This window comes from Glaciecola siphonariae, assembly GCF_042652645.1.
Taxonomy (GTDB): Bacteria; Pseudomonadota; Gammaproteobacteria; order Enterobacterales; family Alteromonadaceae; genus Glaciecola; species Glaciecola siphonariae.
The window spans coordinates 1,725,688-1,740,691 of the sequence record NZ_JBHSGU010000002.1 but is presented as its reverse complement, the minus strand read 5'-3'; the positions used below and the strand labels follow the sequence as shown (position 1 = coordinate 1,740,691).

General features: G+C 47.5%; 13 protein-coding genes. All 13 read left to right on the top strand.

Going from position 1 to position 15,004, the window contains the following annotated elements:
* Positions 1-96: 96 nt before the first annotated feature.
* From mraZ to ACFO4O_RS08970, 13 genes are read left to right on the top strand one after another with little or no spacing between them, the layout of a single operon-like run.
* The gene (gene mraZ / locus ACFO4O_RS09030; RefSeq protein WP_382407593.1) at positions 97-555 is read left to right on the top strand and encodes a division/cell wall cluster transcriptional repressor MraZ; all 459 of its coding nucleotides are present in this window, start codon (positions 97-99) and stop codon (positions 553-555) included.
* The gene (gene rsmH, locus ACFO4O_RS09025) at positions 552-1,490 is read left to right on the top strand and encodes a 16S rRNA (cytosine(1402)-N(4))-methyltransferase RsmH (protein ID WP_382407591.1); all 939 of its coding nucleotides are present in this window, start codon (positions 552-554) and stop codon (positions 1,488-1,490) included. Before mraZ ends, rsmH begins: the two co-directional genes overlap by 4 nt.
* Complete coding sequence (gene ftsL / locus ACFO4O_RS09020) at positions 1,487-1,810, top strand: cell division protein FtsL (RefSeq protein ID WP_382407589.1); 324 nt, start codon at positions 1,487-1,489, stop codon at positions 1,808-1,810. Before rsmH ends, ftsL begins: the two co-directional genes overlap by 4 nt.
* Positions 1,810-3,618 (top strand): peptidoglycan D,D-transpeptidase FtsI family protein, encoded by a 1,809-nt coding sequence (locus ACFO4O_RS09015; protein WP_382407588.1) that lies wholly within the window; start codon positions 1,810-1,812, stop codon positions 3,616-3,618. Before ftsL ends, ACFO4O_RS09015 begins: the two co-directional genes overlap by 1 nt.
* Positions 3,581-5,299: a Mur ligase family protein gene (locus tag ACFO4O_RS09010; RefSeq protein WP_382407586.1), complete on the top strand. Its 1,719-nt coding sequence runs from the start codon at positions 3,581-3,583 to the stop codon at positions 5,297-5,299. Before ACFO4O_RS09015 ends, ACFO4O_RS09010 begins: the two co-directional genes overlap by 38 nt.
* Entirely contained in the window at positions 5,296-6,711 is a 1,416-nt protein-coding gene (locus ACFO4O_RS09005) for a UDP-N-acetylmuramoyl-tripeptide--D-alanyl-D-alanine ligase (RefSeq protein ID WP_382407584.1), read from the top strand. Before ACFO4O_RS09010 ends, ACFO4O_RS09005 begins: the two co-directional genes overlap by 4 nt.
* Positions 6,705-7,787, top strand: a complete 1,083-nt coding sequence (mraY, locus tag ACFO4O_RS09000; protein ID WP_382407582.1) for a phospho-N-acetylmuramoyl-pentapeptide-transferase — start codon at positions 6,705-6,707, stop codon at positions 7,785-7,787. The genes ACFO4O_RS09005 and mraY overlap by 7 nt, the downstream gene beginning before the upstream one ends.
* A 4-nt stretch (positions 7,788-7,791) precedes the next feature.
* The gene (murD, locus tag ACFO4O_RS08995; RefSeq protein WP_382407580.1) at positions 7,792-9,237 is read left to right on the top strand and encodes a UDP-N-acetylmuramoyl-L-alanine--D-glutamate ligase; all 1,446 of its coding nucleotides are present in this window, start codon (positions 7,792-7,794) and stop codon (positions 9,235-9,237) included.
* Positions 9,234-10,568, top strand: a complete 1,335-nt coding sequence (ftsW, locus tag ACFO4O_RS08990) for a cell division protein FtsW (protein ID WP_382407578.1) — start codon at positions 9,234-9,236, stop codon at positions 10,566-10,568. Before murD ends, ftsW begins: the two co-directional genes overlap by 4 nt.
* On the top strand, positions 10,561-11,802 hold the full coding sequence (murG, locus tag ACFO4O_RS08985; RefSeq protein ID WP_382407576.1) for an undecaprenyldiphospho-muramoylpentapeptide beta-N-acetylglucosaminyltransferase: 1,242 nt from the start codon (positions 10,561-10,563) through the stop codon (positions 11,800-11,802). Before ftsW ends, murG begins: the two co-directional genes overlap by 8 nt.
* Complete coding sequence (gene murC / locus ACFO4O_RS08980) at positions 11,789-13,270, top strand: UDP-N-acetylmuramate--L-alanine ligase (protein WP_382407575.1); 1,482 nt, start codon at positions 11,789-11,791, stop codon at positions 13,268-13,270. Before murG ends, murC begins: the two co-directional genes overlap by 14 nt.
* Positions 13,267-14,214, top strand: coding sequence for a D-alanine--D-alanine ligase (locus tag ACFO4O_RS08975; RefSeq protein WP_382407574.1), 948 nt, complete (start codon positions 13,267-13,269; stop codon positions 14,212-14,214). The genes murC and ACFO4O_RS08975 overlap by 4 nt, the downstream gene beginning before the upstream one ends.
* A gap of 2 nt (positions 14,215-14,216) precedes the next feature.
* On the top strand, positions 14,217-14,996 hold the full coding sequence (locus ACFO4O_RS08970; protein ID WP_382407572.1) for a cell division protein FtsQ/DivIB: 780 nt from the start codon (positions 14,217-14,219) through the stop codon (positions 14,994-14,996).
* Positions 14,997-15,004 lie beyond the last annotated feature (8 nt).

The window sequence follows — 15,004 nt, the reverse complement described above, 5'->3', positions numbered from 1 at the left end:
AAAGTGGGTAAAAGTGGCGAAAAAGGGTTTTTATCAGGTGTAACCAGCTAATAAAAAAAATAATAAGCTACTAACAAGAAAAATAGGCTAGGGGATATGTTCCGCGGCGCTAACGCAATCAATCTTGACAGTAAAGGACGATTAACGATACCGACGAAGTATCGAGAGTCTTTGATGGATGATTGCCAGGGACAACTGGTCTGCACCATTGATATTTCACAAAACTGCTTGCTGCTTTACCCACTTCCCGAATGGGAAGAAATTGAATTAAAACTCCGCAAACTCTCATCTACCAATCCCCATGAACGTCGTTTACTGCGTCTGCTTCTCGGCTACGCCAGTGAGGGCGAAATGGATAAGAGTGGTCGAATTTTACTCGCCCCAACGCTTCGCCAGCACGCTGCCTTGGAAAAACAAATTATGTTGGTGGGTCAATTGAATAAATTCGAAATTTGGAGCGACCAAGCTTGGAATCAACAAATTTCTGAAGATATCGCTATGGAACAACGAGGTGAGTTTGAGCTCACAGAGCGTCTTCAGGAATTTTCTCTATGACGGTTGAAAGCGCTTTACATACTTCCGTCCTTCTCAATGAAAGCCTTGATGGCTTATCGATTAAGTCGAGCGGTATCTATGTTGACGCAACCTTTGGACGAGGCGGGCATAGTCGCGCCTTGCTTGAGCGTTTAGGTAGCGACGGCCGTCTTATTGCTTTAGATAGAGATTTAAGCGCTATCGACGCTGCCGCCCCATTGTTAGACGACGCCCGTTTTAGTATTCATCACCGTCCATTTGCAGAGCTTGCCACACTCATTGAAGAGCTAGGTTTGGTGCATCAAATAGATGGTGTGCTAATGGATATTGGTGTGTCGTCCCCGCAAATTGATGATGCCCAGCGCGGATTTAGCTTTCAACAAAATGGCCCGTTAGATATGCGCATGGATACGTCGTCTGGGCAAAGTGCTGCCGAATGGCTAAACACGGCATCTCTTGAAGATATTACCTATGTGCTAAAACAATACGGTGAAGAAAAATTTGGTAAACGCATCGCGCATGCGGTTTTAGAATACCGCGCAGAAAAGCCACTTGAGACGACGGCCGAATTTGCTAAGTTGATCGACCAAGCTATGCCTGTGAAAGACAAGCATAAGCATCCAGCAACGCGAAGTTTTCAGGGCGTACGTATTTTTATAAATGGCGAACTGGAGCAATTAGAAGCAGGCTTGGCGGCAGCCACTGATATCCTGAAACCCGGCGGTAGATTGGCGGTCATCAGCTTCCATTCTTTAGAGGATAGAATGGTAAAACGTTTTATCAAACAGCAAAGCCAAGGCCGCGTATATCCCAGTAAGCTGCCGGTCACGCAAAGTGAACTGGACGCTGGAAAAGTACTCAAAGCAATGGGCAGAGCAATCAAGCCTAGCCCCGAGGAGATTGCCGCTAACGTTAGGGCGCGAAGCTCAGTGCTAAGGGTGGCTGAAAAACTATGAGTAAACCAACTGCCAACTTCAATTTGCTGTTAATAATTGCGACCGATTTAGGTCGTCATTTGTTTATTATACTCTTGTATTTTAGTGTTATTGGAAGCGCTCTGGCAGTTGTAGTAAGTACTCACAAAAATCGACAGCTCATTATTGCTCAAGAACAGTTAGTGCAACAAAAAGATGCGCTGGACATTGAGTGGCGTCATTTGATTATTGAAGAAACCGCGCTTACCGAACACAATCGGATTGAGCGTTTGGTAGAAGAAAAATTGAATATGCGCCGGCCAACACAGGCCGATGAAAAGCTCGTAAGGGTGAAGCCCTGATGACTGTGTCTGCTATTTTACAAAAGCCTCGTCGTCCCAAAGGCAATAGACGTAACGCCCCGAGTAAAAACAAAGCGGGCAAAAAACCGACTGCTCCTAGCTTAGTGCAATGGCGTTTTTGGGTGGTGCTTGGCGGCGTGATATTGGTATTTGCCTGCTTGGCAGTACGCGCAGCGTTTATTCAAGTAATACAGCCTGATAGGCTGATTGAACAAGGTGATAATCGAACCATTCGCGTGCGCGATAACGCCAGCTACAGAGGTTTAATTACCGACAGACACGGACAGCAACTAGCCGTGTCAGTGCCGGCTCAAGCGATTTACGCCGACCCTAAAATAATTAGTGAGAAAGGGGCCTTAGCAGATCGGCGTCGATGGATGGCCCTAGCCGAGGTCTTAGAGGTAGATGTTGATAAGCTCATAGCGCGCGTCGATAACCCGGCCCAGCGCTTCGTTTACCTGCAGCGCCAAGTCACGCCTGCCATGGCAACCTTTGTTAAAAAGCTGAATATAGACGGGGTATATTTACGCGAGGAGTCAAAGCGTTATTATCCATCCGGTGAAGTGTCTTCTCACATTATTGGGTTTACAGACGTAGATGACAATGGGCTAGAAGGCATAGAACGTTTGTACAATGATTGGCTCACAGGTACGCCCGATAAGCGTAAAATTCGCCGAGATGCTAAGGGTCGTCAGATTGAAATAATCGAGCAAGAAGCGGGAAAAAAGGCAAAAGATTTAAAACTCACCATAGACCAACGAATTCAGGCACTCGCGTACCGAGAAATTAAAGAAGCTACCATGTTGTATCAAGCAACATCAGCCTCTGTGGTGATAGTGGATGTGCATACCGGCGAAATTATCGCGCTTGCTAATACGCCGTCTTACAATCCAAATAATCGAGATACGGTAAAGAGCTTTCGCGTGCGCAATCGTGCGGTTACCGATGCCTTCGAACCCGGCTCGTCACTCAAGCCGCTGGCCGTATTAGCTGCCTTGGAGTTCGGATCTGTGCAGAAAGACAGCCTAGTGGATACTTCGCCGGGCTGGGCGCGAATGGGCGGAAGCCGTATTCAAGACCCGCGTAATTTTGGTGAAATATCACTAACGGAAATCATCAAGCGTTCGTCGAATATGGGCACGTCTAAATTAGCACTGTCTGTTAGAAAAGAATTTTTGATGGACATGTACTACAACATGGGGCTCATGTCTGATACCGGCAGCAACATGATTGGAGAGTCTAGCGGCATCTTTCATGAGCGCAATCGTTGGTCTAAATTTGAACTTTCAACCCTTTCATTTGGTTATGGCATATCGGTCACTGCGGCCCAGCTTGCGCGCATGTACGCCACGATAGCAAATGGCGGCATCAAAATGCCTCTTAAAATCATTCAAGACATGCAAACAAATGACTTGCCTGAGCGCGTCATTAGTGAAGAAAACGCCATGGCTGTGCTCGAAATGATGGAAACAGTGACGCAAAGCGGCGGGTCAGGCACAAAGGCCGCGGTACCGGGTTATCGCGTAGCAGGAAAAACAGGCACTAGCCGAAAGGCTGTTGCCGGTGGTTACGGTGAAGAGTACGTGAACATTTTTGCCGGCATTGCACCGGTATCTAACCCTCAAATTGCCGTAGTGGTGCTGATTAACGAGCCTGGAGGTGACAAGTATTATGCCGGCGATACCGCCGCACCCACTTTTTCAGCCATTGTCTCAGGTGCCCTGCATATGCTGAATATTCCACCTGATGATGTGAATACTGTGGATGCGAGTGTCACGATGGAGCGAGAACTTCATGCTGCTCGATGATATTAGGTTTTCACAAGCGTCGCTTTGCGCAGCCTTGCCTGCGCTCACAGTGACACCAGATGCTTTATTGCCGAATGCGATGAAGATTGATGATATTGGCTTAGATAGTCGTCAGGTAAATGAGAAAAAAGCCTTTATTGCGCTTGCCGGTAGTCAGAGCGACGGCTTCCATTACATTGATAACGCCATCGAAAATGCAAGTCCTCTGGTGTTTTGCGAGCGAGAGCCTTCTGCTGAGCTTAAGCAAAAAGCATGTATGTTAGGCGCGTCGATAGTTACTGTAGATGGCTTAGCTGAAAAACTGCCCGCATTTTTGTCTGTGCTTTACGCGCCATTAAACACGACGCCGAGCATTACTGCCGTGACCGGTACCAACGGTAAAACGTCGGTAGCGTTTTTATACGCGCAACTGTCGTTAGCAACGCGTCAGCGCAGTGCGAGTCTTGGTACTTTAGGGCTCAATATTGTCTCTGTGAATAATCTATCTAGTAAAACAAATTTTAAAAAAGACTCTTTTCAAGCGGACGCAAGTCATCAAGCGCAGCTTGCTGCTAAAGTTGATGCGCCTCGCTTCATCAATGAGCACTTTGAGCTAGGCGTAAATACGACCTGCGATATAGTCTCGCATTATAAACTACTGCGTTTATTGGCCCAGCAGCACGTAGAAAACTACTGCCTCGAGGCTTCATCCCACGGGCTTGAACAAAAGCGCCTCGCCGGTTTACCTATCCGCAGCGCGATTTTTACCAATCTTACGCAAGATCATCTCGACTATCACGGCAGCATGGCGCAATACGCTCAAGCGAAACGGGGCTTGTTGTTGTTTTCGTCGCTGAATCATTTAGTGCTTAACGCGGACGACGCCGAGTCTAGTAATTGGGCGAATGCACTGGCAGCTCGTGATTTGGCGCAAGCTTCAAAGGTGCAAACGCTTTGGTACGGCTTGCAAAAAAGCAGTTTACCGGCGAATGCACAACATTATTGTATAGCCCAAAACATACACTGCACGCCCGGCGGCATCGAATTCACTATAGATTCGTCATTTGGAAGTGCTAAGGTAAAGGCGCCTTTGCTGGGTGAGTTTAACGTTCTGAATATTCTTGCGGCGTTTGGTGCGCATTTGCTTCAAGGCGCAGATTTTGAAGCCTTAAGCGCTCAAATTAGTCAGCTTGAGGGCGTACCCGGCAGAATGGAGCTGTTTAAACCATCTGCAGTTAATGCATCTTTAGGGCACAAGACCCACGGCAATTTTATTGTGGACTATGCCCATACCCCCGATGCTCTGGCGCAATCCCTAAAAGCGGCTCGTCGGCACACAAGAGGCAAGCTGTTGTGCGTTTTTGGCTGTGGCGGCGACAGAGACAAAACTAAGCGTCCAGTGATGGGAGCCGCGGCAGCTAAGCACGCGGACATTTTGGTATTAACCCAAGACAATAGCCGTACCGAACAGCCGCAGACGATTGTAAATGAGATAATGACGGGCATTCCAAATGACGCGAAAGTGCATGTAGAGCTCGACCGTGAACAAGCCGTTAAGTGGGCGTGGAAGTGCAGCGGCGCTGACGACTTGGTGTTGCTCGCGGGTAAGGGCCATGAAACCTATTTAGAAATAAACAATCAACGCTTGGCATACGACGAGCGTGCATTAGTACAGCGTATTTGTGCGGAGGCTGCCCTATGATTGAGGTAAGTTTAAGCTGGGTTGCCCAAGCAGTAAATGGACAGTTGAGCACGCAAAGCGTGAAAGATATGACCATTAACCGCGTTAGCACTGATACTCGCACGCTCAAAAAGGGCGATTTATTTATCGCTTTAGTCGGTGATAAATTTAATGGCCACGAATATATCAATAAGGCGCTCGAGTCGGGTGCGAGCGCTGTGATAGTGAGTCAACTCGTAGACTGTCCTTTACCTACGATAAAGGTCGCCGATACTCGCATCGCGCTAGGGGCTTTGGCCGGCGCTGTCCGCGATAAGGTCAATCCAAAAACAATCGGTATTACCGGCAGCAGCGGAAAAACTACCGTCAAAGAAATGGTAGCCTTAATTTTGTCGCAAAAAGGCAAAGTACTCGCCACGCAAGGCAACTTCAATAACGATATTGGAGTGCCGCTTACCTTGCTTTCGCTCACTATGCAGCATGAATATGCGGTGGTTGAGATGGGGGCAAATCATCAGGGCGAAATTGATTACACAACGGCGTTGGTAAAACCTGATGCCGCCACCATCGTTAATGCAGCGCCGTCTCATCTTCAAGGCTTTGGCAGCCTATTTGGCGTAGCACGCGCAAAAAGTGAAATATTTCGAGGATTAGGCGAGCAAGGTGTCGCCATATTGAACACCGACAGTCAGTTTTTTGAATTTTGGCAGGGTAAGTCAGATGAACACAAGGTGCTTACCTTTTCACCTACCAGTCAGCTCGGTGATTATCATGCTACCAACCTTTCAACCAACAGCGACGGTTGCCCAGAATTTGAGCTTGTCACGCCGCAAGGAAACGCCGCCATTCGTTTGCGTTTGCCCGGTGCGCACAATGTGGGTAACGCGGTTTTGAGTGCGGCCCTTGCGATGCAGGTTGGTGCCAGTCTAGCGGATGTGCAAAAAGGCTTATTTGAAATGAAGGCCGTATCGGGGCGCTTAAACGTGACAAATTTGAGCGCTGATGTTCGCGTGATAGACGACACCTACAACGCCAACGTTGGCTCGGTAAAAGCGGCGATAGATTTGCTCGTGACCTATCAAGGGCCGCGAATTTTTGTGTTTGGCGACATGGGTGAGCTTGGCGACCAAACACAGTCTTATCATCAACAAATTGGCGATTACGCAAAGCTCAAGGGCGTTGATGCTTTGCTCAGTATTGGGCAGTTTAGTCATGTTGCAAGCAAGGTGTTTGCCGAAACAGGCCGCCACTGTAATGATGTAGATGAACTCGTGGCGCAGTTATCGGTCATGATTGAGGCATCTCAGCATGCAAATAAACTACCCATCAATATATTAGTGAAAGGCTCTCGCAGCGCAAAAATGGAAAGGGTGATTCAAGCTCTTCATGCTCACTATCACACATCTAGCATGCAGGAGTCAGACTTATGCTAATTTGGCTAGCCGAATGGCTAACGCAATTTGAAAGCGCGTTTAACGTATTTTCCTATCTTACCCTGCGCGCGATTTTAAGTACGCTTACAGCGCTTCTTATCGCCATTTTTATTGGCCCTACGATGATACGCTGGTTGCAACGCATGCAAATTGGTCAGACGGTTAGGAATGATGGACCGCAGAGTCATTTATCAAAATCGGGCACGCCGACGATGGGCGGTGTACTCATCTTAGCCGCTATTTTAACTAGCTGCTTGTTATGGGCTGATTTATCTAATCGCTATGTACAAGTCACTTTATTTGTTGTGCTGACCTTCGGGATTTTGGGTTTTGTAGACGACTATCGAAAGGTGGTGCGCAAAGACCCTAAAGGTCTTATTGCGAGATGGAAGTACTTTTGGCAATCGGCTATTGCCATTGTTGTTGCATTTTATTTGTATTACACCGCGAGTTTGCCCCAAGAAACCTCTCTCATTGTGCCGTTTTTCAAAGACGTACTGCCGCAGTTAGGCGCGCTATACATTGTGATTGCTTATTTTGCCATTGTGGGCACGAGCAATGCAGTGAATCTCACTGACGGCCTAGATGGTCTTGCCATTGTGCCGACCATATTGGTAGCGGGTGCCTTTGCAATATTTGCTTATGTTACTGGTAATGCAAATTTTTCTGACTATTTAAATATTCCCTTTATCCCGTTGACCGGTGAGCTGGTGATTGTGTGCACCGCAATTGTAGGCGCGGGCTTAGGCTTTTTATGGTTTAACACCTATCCGGCGCAAGTATTTATGGGAGATGTTGGCTCATTGGCGCTTGGCGCGACACTTGGTGTGCTAGCGGTTTTGGTACGACAAGAGATTGTCCTCATTATTATGGGCGGAATTTTTGTCGCAGAAACCCTTTCGGTTATTTTGCAGGTGGGCAGCTTTAAGTTACGCGGAAAACGCATTTTCCGTATGGCACCGATTCACCACCACTACGAGCTAAAAGGTTGGCCTGAGCCTCGCGTTATCGTGCGCTTTTGGATTATTTCTTTGATTTTAGTCCTTATAGGGCTTGCTACCTTGAAACTAAGGTAATGATATGAGCGAAGTCACCTTTCATACCCGTTCAAGCTATCGCGATGCATCCATTGCGGTGGTGGGTATGGGCGTGACGGGGCGTTCATGCGCTCGCTTTTTACTAAGTCTTGGCGCAAACGTGCATGCTTTTGACAAACACCCTATCGATGCAAATATGCTAAAAGCGCAGCTAAACATGGCGCCTTCGAGCGCACCAGATACCGGTTTTTTAGGCACTTATTTGTTGGACGAGCATAGCCGCTTAGAAGAATATGACTATGTGGTACTCAGTCCGGGTGTAAATCCAAATCATCCGGCAATTGCGCCGATTCGATATTGTGCAAACGTACTGAGCGATTTAGATATTTTTGCACAGTACAACCGTGTCCCCTGTATTGGCGTTACGGGCTCAAATGGAAAGAGCACTGTCGTTGACATGCTTGATAAAACCTTAAGTGCAGCCGGCCACAAAGTATTAGTAGGCGGTAATTTTGGTACTGGGGCGCTCGATTTGTTAGGCCAGCAAGCCGATTATATTGTGCTTGAATTATCGAGCTTTCAGTTAGAGATAACGCAAGCTTTGCCGCTTAAAGTAGGCTGCATTCTCAACATTACCGAAGACCATATCGACCGTCATCAAAGCTTTGCAAACTACACAAAGGCCAAGCAGCGCATCTTTGCTCATAGTGCAAAGCTAGTTGTTAATTCAGGCGATGCGCACACGATCCCGCATGATGAGCTATCAAAGGTTACTTGCTCGGTAGCCTTAAATGAGTGTGAATTACCTCATTCACTTTGCGCAAACATAAGCGCTTACCGGCAAGACAGCCAAGGAATTAAGCGCAATGATGAGTTGCTGCTGGCCTCAGATGAACTGCCCTTAGCGCTTGAACACCTTATGATGAACATGCAGTTTGTGCTGGCAATTCATGAATGTTTAGCGTTGCCATTACAGCCTGCTGTACAAAGCTTAATTCGATACAAAGGCCTAGCACATAGATTTGAATGGATTGGAAACTGGCGCAATATTGTCGCCATTAATGATTCAAAGGCCACAAATACAGGTGCATGCATTGCGGCATTAAATTGCGCGCGGCGTCTAAATTGGCGCACCATATTAATTGCCGGTGGTGATGCAAAAGGCAGTGATTTAAGCGTACTTGAACCGCTTATGCGACAAAGTGTTTTTGCGGTCATTGTGTTTGGCAAAGATGCTGCAAAATTCTTAAATTTGCATGATGATGTGTATCAAGTTGCCAGCATTGAACAAGCCGTTGCGCTGGCATTTAAACTGGCCTTTGAATTGGAGCCTAATCTGGGCGCGAATGATCAGCAAGCATCCGCCCAAGCTCCTGCATTACAAACCGCCATACTGCTGTCGCCCGCGTGCGCAAGTATTGATATGTTTGCTAACTATCAAGAGCGTGGGGAGCGCTTTAAGCAAGCAGTCATGAGGGCAGCGGCATGAGCGAATCAGCATCAAAGCTTGCAGAGCTGTTTTCAGCGAAACACGATAATCAAACGCCCAGGCCTTACAATTTGGCGCTAGTACTTATTGCCGTCGCGCTATTTTCTATCGGCTTTGTTATTGTTACCTCCGCCTCAATGCCCATCGCCGAACGCCTGCACGACAACCCTTTTCATTTTGCTATGCGTCACGGTGTGTATATTCTTATTGCGCTGAGCGCTGCCATGATTGTGCTGAATATTCCAATGCAGTTTTGGCGAATAGCCAACCCTTATTTATTGTTTGTTGCGGTGGGATTATTGGTGGCGGTGCTCATTATAGGGCGCACTGTGAACGGGTCTACGCGCTGGATAGTTGTCGGGCCGATTACGGTGCAGGCAGCCGAACCTGCAAAACTGTTTTTCTTTTGTTATTTAGCCGGATACTTGGTGCGCCGCTATGAACAAGTCACTGATAACGTTTTCGGCTTTGCAAAGCCTTTGGTAGTGTTGTTTTTATTGGCGACCTTACTGTTATTTCAGCCCGATTTAGGCACGGTGATTGTGATGTTTGCCACCACAATGACCTTGTTGTTTTTGGCTGGTGCTAAACTATGGCAGTTTTTCGCGCTTGCCTTTACCGGATTAGCTGCTGTGGTGGCACTGATTGTTTTTTCAGAATATCGGATGAAGCGCATTACGGCGTTTATGGACCCTTGGGCTGATCCGTTTGGCACAGGTTATCAACTTACGCAGTCTTTAATGGCTTATGGCCGTGGCTCATGGTTTGGACAAGGCTTGGGCAACAGCGTGCAAAAACTTGAATTTTTACCTGAAGCACATACCGATTTTATCGTAGCCATACTGGCAGAGGAGCTTGGCTTTGCAGGCGTATTAAGCGTACTGCTTTTAATTTTATTAATGGTGGTAATTGCGCTTCAAATTGGCAGTAAAGCCCTTGCCAATGAACGACCATTTGACGGATTTATCGCTTATAGCATCGGCGTTTGGTTTAGTTTTCAAACAGCGGTCAATATTGGCGCTAGTTCAGGCGTATTGCCCACCAAAGGCCTTACTTTGCCACTTGTTAGTTTTGGCGGTTCGTCTTTGATTATAATGAGTATCGCGGTGGCCTTGTTAATTCGCATTGATTTTGAAATGCGAGTAGATGGTGTGCAGGCGATTACTCGAAGTAAAAAACGCGCTGCTGTTAAGTCTAAATCTCGGTCGCCATCCCAATTAAAATCTAAGGCCACACCTAAAACCAAAGCGACAAGCAAAGCCAAAACCGATGGCATGAATAACAGTACCGTTGCATATGACGATGATGACGGAGACTTGGCTCATGTCTAGCATTGTGATTATGGCTGGCGGCACTGGTGGTCACGTATTCCCGGGCTTGGCAGTCGCAGATGAACTGAGTTCGCGAGGCTGGACGGTAAATTGGTTTGGCACCGCCGACAAAATGGAAGCGGCTACGGTACCTAAGTACGGCTACCCCATACACTTTATTGACATTGCTGGTGTTCGGGGCAAAGGCCTTACGCACAAGTTAATGACGCCCTTTAAACTAGTAAAAGCAGTTATCGCGAGCCGTAGATTACTAAAAAAGCTCAAGCCAAAAGTGGTGCTGGGAATGGGCGGGTATGCCAGCGGCCCTGGTGCGATTGCCGCTTACACCTTGGGTATTCCTTTAGTCCTGCATGAGCAAAATGCGATATTTGGTTTAACTAATCGCTATTTATCAAAATTGGCAGCGTTGGTTTTGTGCGGTTTTAACATGCAAATCAATCGTGATCACAACAAAGCACCTGCCTCTGCGCTGTTTGTGGGCAATCCAATTCGCCGTGTGTTTGCTGATATTCCAGAAAAAGTTCGTCAGTCGGATGCAAACGACAAATGCGAAGCAATCAATATACTCATTGTTGGCGGCAGTCTTGGGGCTTTGGCGCTCAATCAAATTGTCCCCAAAGTGCTTAAGGATATCTCATCGGCTAAGGTATTAAACGTATGGCACCAGAGCGGTAAAGGCAAAGCTGAGCCTGTAAAAGAGGCTTATCAGGCTCTGTTTGCGCAGCCACTGCTTAAAGACACAGAAGACTTTGCATCAGCCGGCAATGCATCTGAAGCCGGTGTTCAAGTGAGGGTAAGTGAATTTATCGACAAGGTCGAAAGCGCTTATGCGTGGGCCGATATTGTGATTTGCCGAGCCGGTGCATTAACCGTTGCGGAGGTGTCTGCCGCAGGACGAGTCGCCGTTTTTGTGCCCCTGCCGATTGCCGTAGACGACCATCAAACGTTCAACGCACAAAATTTATCAGAGCAGGGCGCAGCGATTTTAATTCAGCAACACGACTTAGCCGAACAACTGCCAGTGCATTTACATCGACTTGTCGCAGAACCTAGCGTTAGATACGAAATAGCGAGAAAAGCCAAATCGCTCGCGCAAATGAATGCGACGCGCGATGTGGCCGACTATTGTGCAAGTCTGATAGGCAATGGGATGGCTTTAAACAACAGCGCTAACGACCTAAATAAAGTCAGTAAAATTAATAAAAAAGAGAGTACAACCAATGAGCAAGACTAAGTCTTCTCTACCTACTGACCACCACAAGATGCGCTCGGTTGATCGCATCCATTTTGTGGGTATTGGTGGTGCAGGGATGGGCGGGATAGCCGAGGTAATGATTAATTTGGGCTATCAGGTAAGCGGCTCAGATATGCATACAAGCAGCATGACGACACGTTTATCGAATCTTGGCGCGCATATCTTTTTTGGCCATGAAAAGCACCATGTACAAAAAACGGATTTGCTTGTGGTATCGAGCGCAATAAAGCCGAGCAATCCTGAGCTTTTGGAGGCGACTGAGCGCCGGATTCCCATAATACGACGCGCGCAAATGCTGGCCGAATTGATGCGCTTTCGATACGGCATCGCCATTGCAGGTACGCATGGTAAAACAACGACCACAAGTTTGCTCGCGACGATTTATTCGCAAGCTCAACTTGACCCTACCTTTGTTATTGGTGGTTTGCTCAATAGCGCTGGAACCAACGCTAAACTCGGCGCTAGCAAGTACTTAATTGCCGAAGCCGATGAATCAGACGCATCGTTTTTGCATTTGCAGCCTACCGTATCGGTGGTTACCAACATAGAGCCCGATCATTTAGAGGCTTATGAGGGTGATTTTTTGCGCATGCAGCAAGCCTATATTGAATTTCTGCACAATTTGCCTTTTTACGGTTTAGCAGTGCTGTGCGGGGATGACCCTGTCATTATGGAACTGTTGCCCAGCATAGAGAGAAAGTACGTTACCTATGGACAGCAAGCGCATAATGACTTTGTTATTTCGAACATTGAATATGGTATTAATCGCAGTGCCTTTACGCTTACCCGTCCGAATCAAAACCCGCTCGATGTTGTGCTCAATTTAACCGGTGTGCATAACGTCTTAAATGCAAGTGCCGCTATTGCAGTGGCAAGCGATGAGGGTATCAGCGATGTTGATGTACTCGCTGCGCTGAAAAGCTTCGGTGGTATTGGGCGACGCTTTCAACATTTGGGAGATTTTGATGTGCACGCCGGACAAGATTCTGCGCCGCTGAACATTACTCTGATGGACGATTATGGTCATCACCCGACCGAAGTGGCGATGACGATTGCCGCGGCGCGCAGCAACTGGCCCGACAAACGCTTGGTGATGGTATACCAACCTCATCGCTATAGCCGCACGCGCGACCTATATGAAGAATTTGTAGAAGTGCTCTCGCAGGTAGATGCTCTGTTATTGCTCGACATTTATGCTGCGAGCGAAGCGCCGATTGACGGAATCGATAGTAAGTCCTTGTGTCGTTCAATTCGTCAGCGCGGTAAAGTAGACCCGGTATTTATCGGTAGCCCAGATAAGCTTTTTGACGTGCTGCCCGACATTTTGCAAGCCGATGATGTTGTGTTTATGCAAGGGGCCGGGAATATTGGAAATTTAGCTCAAACGCTTGCAAACATTGAATGCAGCGCAAGTAAGATGGCGGGCCGTCATGAGGAGGCGATATGAGTGCTCACGATTTGTCCTTACCCTCACCTGAGGCTTTCGGCAAAGTGGCCGTTTTGTTGGGCGGCGAGTCTGCTGAGCGAGAAGTGAGTCTTGCGTCTGGATATGCTGTGCTCGAGGCACTGCTTGACGCTGGCGTTAATGCACATCCTTTCGACCCTTCTGAGCGTTCAGTATATGAGTTGGTGAGTGAAAAGTTTGACCGTGCGTTTATTATTTTGCATGGTCGAGGCGGTGAGGACGGCGTAATGCAAGGAGCTCTCGAGCAGTTGGGTGTTCCCTATACGGGTACCGGCGTTTTGGGCTCTGCACTGGCGATGGATAAGGTATTAAGTAAACTCGTATGGTCTGCGCGTAATCTGCCCACTGCTGAGTATCGCGTGTTCGACAAGCAAAGTTTTAATGCCAATGAGTGTGAGCACATCCTAAAAGACTTAGGTGGGGTAGTCATGGTAAAGCCTTCTCATGAGGGCTCTAGCGTGGGCATGGCAAAAGCCAGTGATGCAAAGAGCCTCGCCAGCGCTATCGAAAATGCCTTTGTTTATGATGATAATGTGTTGGTTGAGGCCTATATCGATGGCCCTGAATATACCGTTGCCATACTTGATGGCAAGGCGCTTCCCTCTATTAGAATGACGTCGCCACACGTATTTTATGACTATGATGCGAAATATAAAACCGACACCACCGAGTACTTCTGCCCTTCAGGTCTGCCCCTTGCTCAAGAGTCTGAGTTAGGACGCCTTGCCCTGACCGCTTTTGAAGCGCTCTCTGGGAAAGGGTGGGGCAGAGTCGACGTGATGCGTCATCAAGACGGGACGTTTTATTTGCTTGAGTCTAATACCGTACCGGGCATGACGAAAAAGTCTTTAGTACCAAAAGCGGCGAAACAAGCTGACATAAGTTTTCAGCAATTAGTGCTGCAAATATTGGCAAAGAGCATGTAAGCATGAGCACTGAGCTAAGCACACAAGTAGATATGATGGAGGCCGACAAGGTATCGCTACCGGTAGGACTCAGCGTGTTTGTAGTGGTGCTTGGTTTATTGGTATGGGGCGGCGTGTTGAGCTATCAGTGGCTGCAAGATGAGCAGCGCCTGCCGGTGCAAAACATTGTGTATAGCGGTCAGATAAATATGCTTGATGTAGAGGGCCTAGAAAGCTTAATTCGACAGCAGCACGCAGGCAGTTTTTTTGCGATAGACGTAAATGACGTACACAAATTGGTAGAGGCCCAACCTTGGGTGTATTCCGCTTCGATAAGAAAGCGATGGCCAAGTAGCCTTTATATTCACGTAGTCGAGCAGCAAGCAGCCGCGCGCTGGAACGATGATTTATTGCTAAACAAGTACGGTGAAAGCTTTGATGGAAAGCTTGCAAACTCTGCGCTACCAGTACTGTTTGGACCCGGTGGGAGTGAGAAAACTGCACTCACCGGATATCAGCACATGCGTGCTCTACTGCGCAGCAGTGGCCAGAAAATTCAGCAGTTAGTTTTGAGTGAGAGGTTTGCCTGGACAGTGCAGTTACAAAGCGGGATAACACTTAATTTAGGTAGGCAAGAATATATCAAGAGATTACAACGGTTTATCGACGTTTATCCGCTTTTAAAAGAAGAAAAAAAAGCAATAAATTATGTTGATTTGCGGTATGATACAGGCTTGGCAGTTGGGTGGGCAGATGCCTTCCCAATTTCCCAAGCTGAAACCGATAACAATACAAACAATTAAGGTGGTTA